The sequence below is a fragment of the Citrobacter sp. 172116965 genome, from assembly GCF_013458095.1.
Taxonomy (GTDB): domain Bacteria; phylum Pseudomonadota; class Gammaproteobacteria; order Enterobacterales; family Enterobacteriaceae; genus Citrobacter; species Citrobacter braakii.
In genome coordinates this window covers 1,517,716-1,533,386 of sequence record NZ_CP046673.1, presented here as the reverse complement: position 1 = coordinate 1,533,386, position 15,671 = coordinate 1,517,716, and the positions used below count along the sequence as shown (strand labels likewise).

Here is a 15,671-nt window from a genome sequence, read left to right as displayed (position 1 = left end):
CTTACGCGTTTTTCAGCACTTCGCTGACAATCTCAACAGCTTCTTTTTCGATCTGCTTGCGATGTTCTTCACCAAGGAAGCTCTCGCAGTAGATTTTATAAGCGTCTTCAGTACCTGACGGACGCGCAGCAAACCAGCCGTTGTCAGTCATCACCTTCAGACCGCCGATAGAAGCACCGTTACCCGGTGCCGCCGTCAGACGTGCCGTGATCGGGTCGCCCGCCAGCGTGCTGGCACTCACCATTTCCGGAGACAGCTTAGACAGCGCCGCTTTCTGCGCGGAGGTCGCGCTTGCCTGCAGTCGGTTGTAGCTTGGCGCGCCGAAGCGGGCAGCCAGTTCGTTGTAGTGCTCTTGCGGATTCTTACCAGTCACTGCGGTAATTTCTGCCGCCAGCAGGCACATGATGATGCCGTCTTTGTCGGTCGACCACGGTGTACCGTCAAAGCGCAGGAAAGAAGCGCCCGCGCTCTCTTCACCACCAAAGCCAAAGCTGCCGTCAAACAGACCGTCAACGAACCATTTAAAGCCAACCGGAACTTCGACCAGTTTACGCCCTAAATCATTCACTACGCGGTCAATCATCGCCGAAGAGACCAGCGTCTTACCAACGGCAACGTCTTTGCCCCACTGCGGACGATGCTGGAACAGGTAGTTGATCGCCACCGCCAGGTAGTGGTTCGGATTCATCAGGCCCGCCGGGGTGACGATACCGTGACGGTCGTAGTCCGGATCGTTGGCAAAGGCCAGATCGAACTTGTCACGCAGCGCCAACAGTCCCACCATCGCGCACTCGGAGGAGCAGTCCATACGGATTGCGCCATCTTTGTCGAGATGCATAAAGCGGAAAGTCTGATCAACGTGATCGTTAACGATAGTCAGGTTCAGGTTGTAGTGCTTGGCAATACGCTTCCAGTATTCGATACCGGAACCGCCAAGCGGATCGACGCCCAGCGTCAGGCCCGCTTTCTGGATCGCCGCCATGTCGACGATGTCGGCCAGTCCTTCAACAAACGGCTGAACCAGGTCCTGCTCTTTTACATGACCAGATGCCAGCGCAGCATCCAGCGACATACGCTTCACGCCTTGCAGACCGTCAGCCAGCAGAGCGTTAGCCCTGTCTTCCACCACTTTGGTAACGTTAGTATCTGCCGGACCACCGTTTGGCGGGTTGTATTTAATGCCACCATCTTCCGGCGGGTTGTGGGATGGCGTGATCACAATGCCGTCAGCCAGCGGGCCGCCTTTTTTGTTGTGGACCAGGATAGCATTCGACACGGCAGGGGTTGGCGTAAAGCCGTTATTTTCCTGCACGATGACGTCCACGCCGTTCGCTGCCAGCACTTCCAGTACAGAGATAAAAGCCGGTTCAGACAGCGCGTGGGTATCCTTGCCCACATAGCACGGGCCAGTGATCCCGTTTTTCGCACGTTCTTCAGCAATCGCCTGAGCGATAGCCAGAATATGCGGCTCGTTAAAACTATGACGACCTGCACTGCCGCGATGTCCGGACGTACCGAACTTGACGGCGTGCTCAGCGTTCCCTGCCGTTGGTTTCAGTACATAGTACTGTGCCGTCAGTTGGGCGACGTTAATCAAATCACTCTGTTGCGCAGGTTGACCTGCACGGTTGTGGATTGCCATTGCCTGGTCCTTCTAATGCAAGGATTAAATTGTTCCGCAAACCTTTTCAATCAATTCCGCAGGGAATTGCATTGACTGCATGATGTGCTCAACCATGCTGCATTTACGGCCGGTATTGGTATTGGTGATCACCCAGTACGGCGTGCCTGGCACGTGTTTCGGTTTGGTTTGATTACCATTTTTCAGCAGCGTCTGTTCATCTGCTGCAAAATAAACACGCGTACGACCATGCAACGATTCCGTTGCTTCGGCGAACGCGTTTTGATCCAGTGAATAGAGTGTAGACAGCACCAGCATAAAGCGATTTACTGCTTTCTTCTGCTCCGCATATTCGTCGGACAGCAGCAGTTCACGCATCGCGCGCACTTTATCTTTTACGGGGTTAACCGGCTTCGCTTCCACGACAGCTTGCACAGCGCGGACTTCTTTTACTACCGGAGTGACAGGCTGTGATGCGGCGGAAAACTTCAACATACGCCGTAAAATGTCGGATGCGCTCTCGCCGATATGCTTGGTGTGGCTGGCAATATAGCTATAGAGTTCATCATCAACTTCAATCGTTTTCATCTTAATCCAGTGCAGTGTTTAGCTGAATACAAGTTGTTGGGGTCAACACGCGTAGTGTAAAGGCAAATCCCAACAGCGGATAGCGTCAAGCCTGGTGGCTGGCAAAACTCAGAGTAACCGTAGTTGTTGCAGCCATGTGGCAGAATGGTCAACATGATACCCTAACCCGTGAGTGTGAAAAAAAGAACTTTGCCATGAAATTGAATATCCGAGCGCAATCTGCGCAAAACCTGCACAATAATTCTCCCATCGTCCTGGTGCACGGCCTGTTTGGCAGTCTGGATAACCTGGGGATCCTGGCGCGCGATCTGGTGGCCGATCACGATATCATCCAGGTTGATATGCGAAATCATGGCCTCTCCCCGCGTTCACCTGAGATGAATTATCCGGCCATGGCGCAAGATCTGCTGGATACGCTGGACGATCAACAAATCGAAAAAGCGATCTTTATTGGTCACTCAATGGGGGGTAAAGCCGTCATGGCGTTAACAGCGCTGGCCCCGGAACGTGTCGAACGGTTGGTAGCCATCGACATTGCTCCCGTTGACTATCATGTTCGCCGTCACGATGAGATTTTTGCTGCCATTAACGCAGTAACTGACGCGCAGTCCTCTTCGCGTCAGCAGGCGGCGAGCGTCATGCGCCAGCATCTGCAAGAGGAAGGCGTGATCCAGTTTCTGCTCAAATCCTTCGTGGACGGCGAATGGCGCTTTAATGTTCCCGTGCTGTGGGAGCAATATCCTCATATTGTCGGCTGGGAGACTATCCCGGCGTGGGAACACCCGGCGCTGTTTATCCCCGGAGGCAACTCACCTTATGTAACCGAAGCGTATCGCGAACAGCTGCTGGCGCAATTCCCGCAGGCTCGGGCGCACGTTATTGCAGGCGCGGGCCATTGGGTGCATGCCGAAAAACCGGAGGCGGTACTGCGCGCCATCCGTCGTTATCTGAGCGAGCAGGCTAACTGATTAAAAACTCAGCGTCTGCGCGTGATTACGCGCGTGGGCGTTGGCGTGTCTCCCCTGCTGATGTATTATGGCGGGCTATCCATCCGGGCAGACGCCTGGCTGATTGTTTCCCCGAAGTCACCAAGATCATGGCCAAAGAACAAACGGACCGTACGACATTAGATCTGTTCGCGCAGGAGCGTCGCCCGGGACGACCCAAAACTAATCCGCTCTCGCGTGATGAACAGTTACGTATTAACAAACGTAATCAGCTTAAACGCGATAAAGTTCGCGGGCTTAAGCGTGTCGAACTGAAACTGAACGCTGATGCTGTTGACGCTCTGAACGAGCTGGCCGAGGCGCGCAACATGAGTCGCAGTGAACTCATCGAAGAGATGCTGATGAACCAACTCAGCGCATTGCGCGGTCAGGCTTAGTCTGAATTTCTGCTCTAAATCATAAATCGTGTAGCACAGAGTGCAGTCCTGCGTGTTTGCTGTTTCCGCATGCCTGACTGTTCTGCTATGATTGCCCTTATCCGTGGGCAATGCGCCACCACCATTTCAATAAGTTTCAAGAGGTTATTTTACTCATGGCAATCACTGGCATCTTTTTCGGCAGCGACACCGGTAACACCGAAAACATCGCAAAAATGATTCAAAAACAGCTTGGTAAAGACGTTGCCGATGTACATGACATTGCAAAAAGCAGCAAAGAAGACCTCGAAGGGTATGACATTTTGCTGCTCGGCATTCCAACCTGGTACTACGGTGAAGCGCAATGTGACTGGGACGATTTCTTCCCAACCCTCGAAGACATTGATTTTAACGGCAAACTGGTTGCATTGTTCGGCTGCGGCGACCAGGAAGATTACGCAGAATATTTCTGCGATGCGTTGGGTACAATTCGCGACATCATCGAACCACGCGGCGCAACCATCGTTGGTCACTGGCCAACGGCGGGTTATCACTTTGAAGCGTCCAAAGGCCTGGCGGACGACGACCACTTTGTGGGTCTGGCCATTGATGAAGATCGCCAGCCTGAATTGACCGCCGAACGCGTAGAAAAATGGGTTAAGCAGATCTCTGAGGAGCTGCACCTCGACGAAATCATCAATGCCTGATTTTGTGTGGCGCAGATTTCCATCTGCGCCACATCAATAGATAAAACCAATCAAAATAATTGCTACAAATTTGTAACTTTTTCGTCTGACCCTGTACAATGGCCGGATGCCAATCGGGTATTGCACAGTGTGTTTGTCGGCGATACCACGTTTTGATTAACAATATATGCCAGAGACTTGCAGTTTTCATTTAGCCATGGCAGTTCTATAATGAATCGCATTATCTCAAGTGCAATTTCTGTCACTTCTGTTAATGAAGTGAATCGTTTAGCTACAGGACAGATTCCGCATGACTGACAACAATACCGCATTAAAGAAGGCTGGCCTGAAAGTAACGCTTCCTCGTTTAAAAATTCTGGAAGTTCTTCAGGAACCGGATAACCATCACGTCAGTGCGGAAGACTTATACAAACGTCTGATCGATATGGGTGAAGAAATTGGTCTGGCGACCGTGTATCGCGTGCTGAACCAGTTTGATGATGCCGGTATCGTGACCCGCCATAATTTTGAAGGTGGTAAATCCGTCTTCGAACTGACTCAACAGCATCATCACGACCACCTCATCTGCCTCGACTGCGGCAAAGTGGTCGAGTTCAGCGATGATTCCATCGAGGCGCGCCAGCGTGAGATTGCGGCTAAACATGGTATTCGTTTAACCAACCATAGCCTCTATCTTTACGGTCACTGCGCCGAAGGCGATTGCCGCGAAGATGAGCATGCTCACGACGGTAAATAATGTAATCCCTTTCTGAAAAGCCAACCATTCGGTTGGCTTTTTTTATGGGCGTTATTCCCCCCTTTTCCCCTTCCCTCCACTCCTGTGTTGCTTTAATGTAAAATCAATAGTCCCTTCCCGGAGAGTCGAAATGGAACTTCGCCAGCTACGCTATTTTGTTCGCATTGTAGAAACCGGCAGCATGGGTAGCGCGGCGCTCGATCTCAATATTGGGGTTTCGGCACTCAGCCAGCAAATGTCCCGCCTGGAAAACGAACTCGCTATTCGCCTGCTGCAGCGCACCTCGCGTGGCGTGACGCCCACCAGCGCCGGACTGGCTTTTTACTCCCAGGCGCAGCTGGCGCTCCGCCACGCAGACGATGCAATCCTCGCCGCGCGAGAGTCCCGGCTTTCCGGGCACGTCAGCGTCGGTATGGCCCCCAGTACCGCTTCCGTTCTCGGCATGCCTTTTATTAACGCCATGCGGGAAAGCTATAGTGATGTCCGCCTGCATGTGGTGGAAAGCCTCTCTGGCAACCTGGAACGGATGATTAATACCCGCCAGATTGATCTGGCCGTGGTATTTCAAAAAGAAAAGCTCCTGCGCTGGAGCGCCAGACCGATTCTCGAAGAGCGCCTGTTTTTGATTGGGACTCATGCCTTACTGGCCGATATTGCCGATGACAATATTGCGCCAGCCCAGTTGGCAAGTATCCCATTGATAATGCCCAGCCCAGGCCACGGTCTGCGCGGCAGGCTGGAAGCAATTTGTCAGGAACACGCGCTGCGCATTGAGATCGCTACAGAAATTGATGGTCTGGCGCTGCTAATGCGCGCCGTTCGCAGTGGAATCGGCGCTACTCTCCAGCCCGGCGCGGCGATTTCCCATCTAGATAAAGAGACGCTAAGAGTGATCGGCGTCCATAATCCAATACTCAGTCGCCCCAACTTTCTGGTCAGCCTTTCTGATGATGAGCTCACCCCCGCGGGCCTCGCCGCCCGCGTCGTACTAACGAAAGTGATGCATCAACTGGTGGAAGCAGGAAGCTGGCCAGGCGCCATCCTTTACAATAACTAAAGCCCTCTTTAGCACTTCGTCATAGCGCCTGCACAAGCTATGCGTATACATTTCAATTACAAATTTAACAATTAGTTAAATGGTAATGGAGTATACGATGGTTGATGTTCTGGTGATTGGCGGTGGCAATGCCGCGTTATGTGCTGCCCTAACCGCCCGGGAGCAAGGAGCTTCGGTACTCCTGCTCGAAGCGGCTCCACGGGAATGGCGCGGGGGAAATTCTCAACACACGCGTAATCTGCGCTGTATGCATGACGCGCCGCAGGATGTGCTAGTGGAAAGCTATCCTGAAGAGGAGTTCTGGCAGGATTTGCGGCGCGTCACCGAGGGAAATACTAACGAAGCCCTGGCGCGTCTGGTGATCCGCACCTCTTCACAATGCCGCGACTGGATGCGCCAACACGGCGTTAATTTTCAACCTCCTCTCTCCGGTGCTTTACACGTAGCGCGAACCAACGCCTTTTTTATGGGGGGCGGGAAAGCCCTCGTGAATGCCTATTATCGCAGCGCAGAAAAGTTAGGCGTGCAAATCCGCTACAACACACCGGTGCAGGCGCTTGAACTGCATAACGGTGAGTTTGTGGCAGCGCTGGCAGGCGAAGAGCGCATAACCGCTAAGTCCTGCGTGCTTGCCGCTGGCGGATTTGAGTCAAACCGCGAATGGCTGCGCGAAGCCTGGGGAGAGAACGCCCGCGGCGAGTGGCCTGCGGATAACTTCCTGATTCGCGGCACGCGCTTTAATCAGGGCGTACTGCTTAAATTTATGATGGATGCCGGGGCGGACATCATCGGCGAACCCTCCCAGTCACACTGCGTAGCCATTGATGCCAGAGCGCCATTATATGACGGCGGGATTTGCACCCGCGTGGACTGCGTTTCACTCGGCATAGTAGTCAACCGTGACGCAGAACGTTTTTATGATGAAGGCGAAGATTTCTGGCCCAAACGCTACGCCATCTGGGGACGCCTGGTCGCCCAACAGCCAGGACAGATTGGCTATTCCATTATCGACAGTAAAGCCATCGGCCACTTTATGCCACCGGTATTCCCCGGCGCACAGGCGAATACGCTGGCGGAGTTGGCGCATCAGTTGGGGTTGGATGCCGAACGCTTTACCCACACCGTGACGGCGTACAACAACACCTGCCAGCCAGGTCAGTTCGACCATACCGTCCTGGACAACTGCACGACGAAGAAGTTAACCCCCGCGAAAACACACTGGGCGCGACCGCTGGACCAGCCACCTTACTACGGCTATGCCCTGCGACCAGGGATCACCTTCACCTATCTTGGGTTAAAAGTGAACGAACGCGCTGCCGTACACTTTGCCGGGCAGCCAAGCCGCAACCTGTTCGTCGCCGGAGAGATGATGGCGGGCAACGTGTTGGGCAAGGGTTACACCGCTGGCGTGGGCATGTCGATCGGGACAACCTTTGGCCGCATTGCCGGAAAAGAAGCCGCGCTGGCAGCACGTAAGGAGGCACGTCATGAAGCAGCTTGAGAAACTGATCATCGAAGCACAAATTATCACCGAGCCGGAAGCAGAAGTTGAACGTGTGATGCAGGTCTGTAACGCCTGCCGCTATTGTGAAGGTTTTTGCGCCGTGTTCCCGGCAATGACTCAGCGCCTGGAATTCGGTAAAGCGGATATCAATTATCTGGCGAACTTGTGCCATAACTGCGGCGCCTGCCTGCACGCGTGTCAGTATGCCCCACCTCATGAATTTGCCATCAACGTACCGAAGGCGATGGCGGAAGTGCGGCTCGAAACCTATCAGCACTACGCGCAACCCGCCGCCTTTGGCGCGCTTTATCGTCGCGCAGGCATCACCGTGACGCTGGCGCTGGTTTTCGGTCTGATCCTGTTTTTACTCCTCGCCATGAGTTTAAAGGGCTCGTTATTCCATCCTCCGCTGGCCGGGGATTTTTATCAAATTTTCCCGCATAACCTGCTCGCATGGATGTTTGGTTCGGTATTTATTCTGGCGATAGGTCTGCTGATGGCGGGCGTTCTGCGCTTCTGGCGCGAAATCTCTCCGGGTGTACCGCGTTCCGCTGAAATTGCTGAAGCCTCGCACAATGCGCTGACGCTGAAGTATCTCGATGGTGGGCATGGCAAAGGTTGTAACGAAGCAGATGATGCCTTCACCCTGATGCGCCGCCGTTTCCATCACTTCACCTTCTACGGTTTTATGCTCTGCTTTGCCGCCACCGTGGTGGCAACGGGCTATCACTACTTTGCAGGTATAGAAGCGCCCTATCCGTTCTTCAGCGTTCCGGTAATGTTGGGCACGTTGGGCGGCATTGGCCTGACTGTCGGCCCGGCTGGCTTGCTATGGCTCAATTTTAAGCGCTCACCGCTGCATGGCGACGCACGGCAAAAACCGATGGATCGCGGTTTTATTTTGCTGCTGCTCCTGACCAGTCTGACCGGTTTAGCGCTGCTGGCGGGAAGAGACACCTCCTGGATGGCTATTTTGCTCGCCATTCACCTCGGCGTGGTCATGGCGCTCTTTCTGACCATTCCTTATGGAAAATTTGCCCACGGATTTTACCGCTGCGCAGCCTTACTCAAGTGGGCGATTGAGAAACGGCGCGGCAAACAGGCGGGGGTCGCAGGCGACTAACCCGCAAACTCTTACCTCTATAAATATTATGATAAGACAGTGGAGCAAACCCAATGACACAACAACCATCGCGCGCCGGAACTTTCGGCGCAATACTGCGGGTAACCAGCGGTAATTTCCTCGAACAGTTTGACTTTTTTCTGTTCGGTTTTTACGCCACCTATATCGCAAAGACCTTCTTTCCTGCAGAGAGTGAATTTGCCGGGCTAATGTTAACTTTCGCCGTGTTTGGTTCAGGTTTCTTAATGCGGCCTGTTGGCGCAATTGTGCTGGGTGCTTACATCGACAGAATTGGTCGCCGTAAAGGACTGATGGTGACGCTGGCGATTATGGGCTGCGGTACCCTGCTGATTGCCCTGGTACCTGGTTATCACAGTATTGGTCTGCTGGCCCCTGTCCTGGTATTACTCGGCCGATTATTACAGGGCTTTTCTGCAGGGGTGGAACTGGGCGGCGTCTCGGTTTATCTTTCTGAAATCGCCACCCCTGGCAATAAAGGCTTCTACACCAGCTGGCAGTCCGCCAGTCAACAGGTCGCCATTGTGGTGGCGGCTCTGATTGGTTACGGCCTGAACGCCACCCTGGGACACGATGAGATCTCTGAATGGGGCTGGCGTATTCCATTCTTTATTGGTTGCATGATTATTCCTTTGATCTTCGTGCTCCGCCGCTCGCTTCAGGAAACAGACGCCTTTTTACAACGTACACACCGTCCCGACACCAGGGAAATTTTTACTACCATCATCAAAAACTGGCGTCTCATCGCTGCGGGTACGCTGCTGGTGGCGATGACCACAACGACGTTCTACTTTATTACCGTCTACACACCGACCTACGGTAGGGCTGTACTTCACCTGAGCGCTCGCGACAGCCTGATCGTCACCATGCTGGTCGGTATTTCTAATTTTATCTGGCTGCCGATTGGCGGGGCGATTTCTGACCGAATTGGTCGTCGTCCGGTGTTGATGGGGATTACCATCCTTGCACTAATCACCACCTGGCCGGTTATGCACTGGCTCACCGCCGCGCCAGATTTCACGCGCATGACGCTGGTTCTGCTTTGGTTCTCGTTCTTTTTTGGTATGTACAACGGGGCAATGGTCGCCGCACTCACCGAGGTGATGCCTGTCTATGTGCGTACGGTGGGTTTTTCACTGGCATTCAGTCTTGCCACGGCGATTTTTGGCGGCCTTACGCCAGTCATCTCCACAGCGCTGGTCCAGCTAACCGGGGATAAAAGCTCACCGGGGTGGTGGCTGATGTGTGCGGCACTTTGCGGGCTCGCCGCCACGGCAATGCTGTTTGTCCGGCTGAGTCGGAGTTATCAACCGGTGGAATATAAACCCTGAAATGCAAACGGGCGGAAAACTCTCCGCCCGTTGTCTGTTTCATTTTTCGATTTACTGCGCAGTATTCTTGCTACGAATTTCCTGCCAGACCTTGTCGCAATCAGCATTAACGGACTGACCATTACCCGTGCGCGTAGCCTCGATGCATTGCTGATAATCCAGTACGCGTACGCTTTCTTCATTGGCAAACTGCTGATGCTGCTTTTCTTTCTTCAGCACATTCAACACGCTTTGGCAGGCTTCGATTTTCTCCGGCGATCCTTGCGCGGTAGTAATGCACGCGCTGTAGGCTTCTTTCAGACGGCTGTCTTCTTTTGGTGCCGGGGATTGCGCGCAAGCCACCAGCCCGGTTGCCATAACAGCGATGAGTATCAGTTTTTTCATAGCACTTTCCTCAACGATGCGGCAGGCGCCCGGCCTGCCGCTGTTGGCATTAGAAGATGGTGAACGGAGCAATAACGATGAATTTCACGTCGCGCTCATCCTGGAAGATGTTGCCGTAACCACCGCCCCAGCTCGGAATGTCTGAATGGTTGTCGTACTGGGTGAAGTGCAGTTTAAACATGGTGCCCTTCGCACGCCCCTCTTGCAGGGTATAGACCGCATCCAGGCTGTAAGAAGATTCTTCGATAGTGCGGTTTTTGTCGTAGTACGCATCCGGATTGATCTGCCAGGTTGATGGCTTGGCATCCCATGCGTAAACGTAGGACGCGCCCACTGCCCAGCCCGGCAAATTCCAGTTCTTCAGGTCATACATTGCGCCGAAGAAGACAGCCTTTTCGCCGTTGGCGTTGAAGTCGGAACGGTTATCCCACCAGATATCCAGGCGACCGTTTGATGAGGCGTAGGTCGGGGTCATACGCTGCAGGAAGTACCCCTGCTGCCCGTCCGCTTTAACCCAGGTCCCTTCCAGACGCAGGTCAACCACTTCCGCCACTTTGTAGCCAAAGGTCAGCGCCTGCAGCCAGGCCGTACCGTCATAAATATCGTTCACGGTGCGATCATCAACTTTGTCGCGCGCACCGTAGAACTGGTAGCTGGTGGTAAACGGGTTACCGCCTAAATCGAATTTATAGCTGGCTTTTGCGAAGTACTGATCGACGTAGCCTTCAGACTGACCAAATGCGGCTTCCAGCAACAGGTTATTTTTGAAGTCATATTTCGCGCCGATTGAGTGCAGATAATCTACGCTGGTCTTTTTATCAGCCTGATAGAATTTATCGACTTCAGTGTGCCATGGTGCTTTATATTCGTTGGCCCACATATAGGAGAAGCTCAGTGCACCAGCATCACCATAGTCGAAGTTGGCTCCGGCTTCAGCACCCTGATAGGTACCTGGCATAAAGCTCCAGTGCGGAGCCAACAGAGTCTGTCCGGTTGGTTGAATGTAACCAGCGCGCGCCCAGGTTGGGCCGAATTTAAATTTGGCTGCTGCTTTATAAAGGCTAATTCCGCTCTTATCGCCGGAGTAATCTTCATCATAGCCTTTATTTTTTGACGAGAATGCAATTTCGTTTGGATGGCCGCTTTCGCTACTTTCGTTCATTTCAATAGCGGTAAATGCTGCGATATCAATACCAAACATATCAGCCGCATAACCGGACTGGAAGTCGAGGTTAGCGTTCCAGGTGGAGTGAGAAAGGTTGGTTTTGTATTTGTCGTGATCGGTCACATCTTTACGGTCACGCTCACGCTGCCAGTAATAGATGCCGCCGGTTAAGGTTGAGTCATCAATAAATCCTTCGGCGTGTACCTGGGGAGCGACAACGAAACCCGAGATTGCTGTGATACCGGCGATAGCCAGCGCCAGCGTACTACGTTTGCCACTAAACGTACGCATATGTTAATCCTCTTTGACGTATAACCCTTCGTTTTTCAAGCTGCATCAGTGTTGGCTTTACTCGGCCTTTGGCCTCGCCCCATCGGGGACAGCGCACACGCTGCGTCTCCGCCTTGATGCAACTCGAAATCCATTGGGTATAAAATGCTGCCGACAAAAGCGGACAGCGAAAAAACAAAAATTAAAAAAGTAGCGCTGAGAAAACCTCAGTGACTACAATGAATAGACTATTTTTCGCGACGCGAATTATCAATCTCTTTCTGTAACGAGTATGTAATAGTATGAGCAACCGCACATATTTTCTTGTTTTCTGTTACATTTTGCTTTGGGAGTAAAAAAAGTCACAAAAACAAGAAAAAATACTTTATATACATATAGATATCTTCAATTTTATTATTATATATATAATTCCACCCCTAATAATTGTCTTTGCATTCGCAAAACAAATTAATTCTCGAACGTCATTAATTCGCTCTGCAAACAGAACGTTCGAGCTCCTGAATTCACTCTCCGTCGTTGATGTGACCGTCCTCGGATTTTCCACACAAATACACTCACTTTATAAGGTTTTTATTGACAGCTACCGGGTGTCCCATTATTCAAAGATGCAGGTTATACGTATAAGTTGATAAATAAATGACAAAACGCATCACGCAGAAAGACGTCGCGGCCCTGGCTGGCGTTTCACAGGCGGTGGTATCCGTGGTACTCACCAAAGGAAATCACACCTACCCACAGGAGACAGTGATCCGGGTTGAGCAAGCGGCTAATCAGCTGGGATATATACCGAACCGTTTTGCACAAGCGCTGAAAACCAATAAAACCATGTCGATCGCCTGCATCGTGCCGGATATCGCCAACCCTTTTTATGCCTCACTCGTCCGTGGCGTTCAGTCGGTGACGGATAGGTATCACTACGATGCGATCGTGGCCAGCACCGATGGATTACGGGAAAGAGAGCTGCATTTTTTGCGCTGGTCAGCGCAGGGGCGGGTCGACGCCGTGGTGGGGACATTTTTTAACGTCGGGATGAAAGATTTTGCCCCGTATCTTCAGGCAGGGATCCCGATTGCACGTATTGAAGCCAGAATGAAAAAAAACGGCCCGCTACCGCTGCATAATGTTTATATCGACAACGCCGCTGCCGCGCGCAGCGCCGTCGAATATCTGCTGGCACAGGGGCACCAAAATATCACGATGATCGCCAGCGCTGGCGGTCCTGAACCTGCCAGAGTGGAAGGATATCGCCAGGCGATGACCCAGGCTGGCCGCCTTCCGCGCATCAAAATTCTGCCTGGTTTTAACGAACAGAGCGGCTATCAGATCGCGATGCAGCTGATTAATGACGGCACGCTCCCGGATGCGATTTTCGCCGCCAACGATTTAATGGCTATCGGCGTGATGCGTGCCGCAAGGGAGAAAGGCATCACTATCCCGGAGCAGCTTGCGGTGATGGGTTTCGATGATATTCCCGCCGCCGGGCTGGTGACCCCTTCCCTGACTACTATCGCCCAGTACCCGGAGCAGCTTGGGCAAAAAGCGGCCGCCCTCCTCCTGGCGCAAACTGATATCACCGCACAGCTCCAGGGCAGCACCACTGAAATGCCCTGGGGCCTGGTAAAAAGAGAATCCGCCTGAACGGCTGATAAAACACCACACAAGGATCAAACAGATGGAATTGCCTTCAGATTATGAGTCGCGCGTTTATGCAGGGGTGTTAGGGAAATTAATCGGCGTCTACCTTGGCCGCCCTTTTGAAGGGTGGACCTACGAAAAAATTATGCAGGAGCTGGGGCCGATCCAGTATTACGTCCACGAAAAATTTAAGCGTCCGCTGGTTGTCACCGACGATGATGTCGCCGGAACCTTTACCTTTATCCGCGCACTGGAAGATTATGCCCTGCCGCCGGATCTGAGCGCGGAACAGATGGGGCACTGCTGGCTTAATTACATCATTGATAAGCGCACCATCCTCTGGTGGGGCGGAAACGGTAATTCGACGGAACACACCGCCTGGCTGAATCTCAAAAAAGGCATTCCGGCTCCGCTAAGCGGAGCCATTGCGACCAACGGGAAAACGATTGCCGAACAGATTGGCGCACAAATCTTTATTGATAGCTGGGCGCTTGTCGCACCGGGACAACCCCGTCTGGCGGCAGAACTTGCCAAAAATGCCGCCAGCGTGAGCCATGACGGTGAAGCGGTGTATGCCGCTATGCTCTGGGCGGCGATGGAGTCACAGGCCTTTATTTGCCAGGAGATCGAACAGCTTATTGACGTTGGACTATCCGTGATCCCGGCAGAGTCGCAAATAGCCCAGCTGGTTGGCGATATCCGTCGCTGGCGACGGGAAGATAACGACTGGCAGACGACCCGCCAGCGAATCGACGACAACTATGGCTATCACAAATATCCCAGCAATTGTCACATCATCCCTAATCATGCGCTGATGATTATGGCGATCCTTTACGCGCCGGACGACTTCCAGCAGGCCCAGTGCATTGTCAATACGTCAGGATGGGACACTGACTGCAATGCGGGGAATGTCGGCTGTCTGTCCGGCATTATGCTGGGACTCCAGGGTATTGACGCAGGCCCGGACTGGCGCGGGCCGCTGGCGGACAGAATGCTGATCTCCTCAGCCGACGGGGGGTTCTCCATAAACAACGCCGTGCGGATCACCGATTACCTGGTCGGGCTGGGACACCAGATTGCCGGTCTGCCGCGCCCTGAAGCCAAAAAATCCGGCGCGCAGTACCATTTCTCACTACCGGGCAGCGTGCAGGGTTTCCGCTGGCTTAATGAAGAAAATGCGGCCGCGGTTGAGGTTAAGAATGAGGCGCACCTGGGGCGGCAGATGTTGAGTCTGCACTATCGCCATCTTGCGCCCGGACTTCATGCCAGCGTGACCACGCAAACCTTTACCCCGCCTGAAATCGTGGAAATGCGCAGCTACGATTTAATGGCTACCCCACTTATCTACCCAGGCCAGCGTCTTCAGGCCACCCTGATTGCGCCACCGGATAACACATCCGCGTTAAACGTGCGACTCTGCTACCGGGTTTATGATGACAACAATCAGCTGACGCCCCAGTACGGCGACGCGCAGAGTATAGCCCCGGGCGAATCGCTAACGCTGGCGTTGGATCTCCCGGACTGCCAGGGCCAACCAATCGGCGAGATTGGCGTAACAATCAGCACCGATGCCCGCGTTGCCCGCGGTCGCCTGCTCATCGACAGTATGCGCTGGGACGGCACACCTGAGCTGACCCTGCGTAAACCCACAGGGGAAACTAATTTTTGGTGGCGAGCCTGGGTAAACGGCGTGGATCTCTTTTCACGCCACTATCCCACCAGCTTTCGTATCTCCAAAGAGTACGACGAGGGATTGATTATTCACGGAACGCGGCAGTGGGATAACTACCGCGTTCAGAGTGACATTACGCTGCATTCAGGGGAGTACGGCGGTCTGGCTTTTCGGGTGCAGGGGATGAGGCGCTATTACGCCGCGCGCATCCTGCGCGACGGGAAATTACAGATCGTCCGCGTGCGCGACACCAGTACCAAAGTCCTGGCAGAAGCGGCGTTGTCCGACGTGTACGAGCGCCCTGTGTCGTTCGATATCGCCATCAACGGGCAGATTATCTCCGCGACCGTTGACGGTAAAACGCTGCACGTGGAGGACGCTGAACACGAAGCCTTGATGGATGGCGGGATCGGTTTACTGATTTGTGCAGGTGCGCTGTCGACGGACGCTATCCATATCAGCGCCAGTTGTTAATT

General features: G+C 53.3%; 15 protein-coding genes. 11 read left to right on the top strand and 4 right to left on the bottom strand.

Annotation, left to right across the window (positions count from 1 at the left end):
* Nucleotide 1: 1 nt before the first annotated feature.
* Both pgm and seqA read right to left on the bottom strand, forming a co-directional pair.
* Entirely contained in the window at nucleotides 2–1,642 is a 1,641-nt protein-coding gene (gene pgm, locus GPJ68_RS07225) for a phosphoglucomutase (alpha-D-glucose-1,6-bisphosphate-dependent) (RefSeq protein WP_180837206.1), read from the bottom strand.
* Between the two features lie 24 nt (nucleotides 1,643–1,666).
* On the bottom strand, nucleotides 1,667–2,209 hold the full coding sequence (gene seqA / locus GPJ68_RS07220) for a replication initiation negative regulator SeqA (RefSeq protein WP_016152261.1): 543 nt from the start codon (nucleotides 2,207–2,209) through the stop codon (nucleotides 1,667–1,669).
* Between the two features lie 194 nt (nucleotides 2,210–2,403).
* Here seqA and ybfF point away from each other — a divergent pair, with 194 nt between their 5' ends.
* From ybfF to GPJ68_RS07175, 9 genes are all read left to right on the top strand, one after another.
* Entirely contained in the window at nucleotides 2,404–3,177 is a 774-nt protein-coding gene (ybfF, locus tag GPJ68_RS07215; RefSeq protein ID WP_047415163.1) for an esterase, read from the top strand.
* A gap of 128 nt (nucleotides 3,178–3,305) precedes the next feature.
* Nucleotides 3,306–3,593, top strand: a complete 288-nt coding sequence (ybfE, locus tag GPJ68_RS07210) for a LexA regulated protein (protein ID WP_003022842.1) — start codon at nucleotides 3,306–3,308, stop codon at nucleotides 3,591–3,593.
* Nucleotides 3,594–3,748: 155 nt separating this feature from the next.
* A complete protein-coding gene (fldA, locus tag GPJ68_RS07205) occupies nucleotides 3,749–4,279 on the top strand; it encodes a flavodoxin FldA (RefSeq protein WP_003022839.1) in 531 nt (176 codons plus the stop codon).
* A gap of 210 nt (nucleotides 4,280–4,489) precedes the next feature.
* On the top strand, nucleotides 4,490–4,576 hold the full coding sequence (locus tag GPJ68_RS07200) for a ryhB-regulated fur leader peptide (protein ID WP_049259739.1): 87 nt from the start codon (nucleotides 4,490–4,492) through the stop codon (nucleotides 4,574–4,576).
* On the top strand, nucleotides 4,569–5,015 hold the full coding sequence (gene fur, locus GPJ68_RS07195; RefSeq protein ID WP_003022836.1) for a ferric iron uptake transcriptional regulator: 447 nt from the start codon (nucleotides 4,569–4,571) through the stop codon (nucleotides 5,013–5,015). The genes GPJ68_RS07200 and fur overlap by 8 nt, the downstream gene beginning before the upstream one ends.
* A gap of 130 nt (nucleotides 5,016–5,145) precedes the next feature.
* Nucleotides 5,146–6,072 (top strand): tricarballylate utilization LysR family transcriptional regulator TcuR, encoded by a 927-nt coding sequence (gene tcuR / locus GPJ68_RS07190; protein WP_047501718.1) that lies wholly within the window; start codon nucleotides 5,146–5,148, stop codon nucleotides 6,070–6,072.
* 97 nt (nucleotides 6,073–6,169) lie between these two features.
* Nucleotides 6,170–7,573, top strand: a complete 1,404-nt coding sequence (gene tcuA, locus GPJ68_RS07185; protein WP_104651699.1) for an FAD-dependent tricarballylate dehydrogenase TcuA — start codon at nucleotides 6,170–6,172, stop codon at nucleotides 7,571–7,573.
* A complete protein-coding gene (gene tcuB / locus GPJ68_RS07180; RefSeq protein ID WP_101699818.1) occupies nucleotides 7,560–8,699 on the top strand; it encodes a tricarballylate utilization 4Fe-4S protein TcuB in 1,140 nt (379 codons plus the stop codon). Before tcuA ends, tcuB begins: the two co-directional genes overlap by 14 nt.
* Nucleotides 8,700–8,752: 53 nt before the next feature.
* Nucleotides 8,753–10,048 carry an MFS transporter gene (locus GPJ68_RS07175; protein ID WP_016152256.1) on the top strand — a complete coding sequence of 432 codons (1,296 nt, stop codon included), beginning with the start codon at nucleotides 8,753–8,755 and terminating at the stop codon, nucleotides 10,046–10,048.
* 51 nt (nucleotides 10,049–10,099) lie between these two features.
* On the opposite strand, the gene chiQ is transcribed toward GPJ68_RS07175, so the two are convergent.
* Entirely contained in the window at nucleotides 10,100–10,432 is a 333-nt protein-coding gene (chiQ, locus tag GPJ68_RS07170; RefSeq protein WP_047415157.1) for a ChiQ/YbfN family lipoprotein, read from the bottom strand.
* A 49-nt stretch (nucleotides 10,433–10,481) separates the two neighbouring features.
* Entirely contained in the window at nucleotides 10,482–11,888 is a 1,407-nt protein-coding gene (chiP, locus tag GPJ68_RS07165; protein WP_101699817.1) for a chitoporin, read from the bottom strand.
* A 636-nt stretch (nucleotides 11,889–12,524) separates the two neighbouring features.
* Between chiP and GPJ68_RS07160 the strand changes: the two genes are divergently transcribed.
* Both GPJ68_RS07160 and GPJ68_RS07155 read left to right on the top strand, forming a co-directional pair.
* Nucleotides 12,525–13,526: a LacI family DNA-binding transcriptional regulator gene (locus GPJ68_RS07160; protein WP_101699816.1), complete on the top strand. Its 1,002-nt coding sequence runs from the start codon at nucleotides 12,525–12,527 to the stop codon at nucleotides 13,524–13,526.
* A gap of 34 nt (nucleotides 13,527–13,560) precedes the next feature.
* Entirely contained in the window at nucleotides 13,561–15,669 is a 2,109-nt protein-coding gene (locus tag GPJ68_RS07155) for an ADP-ribosylglycohydrolase family protein (protein ID WP_104651700.1), read from the top strand.
* Nucleotides 15,670–15,671: the final 2 nt, after the last annotated feature.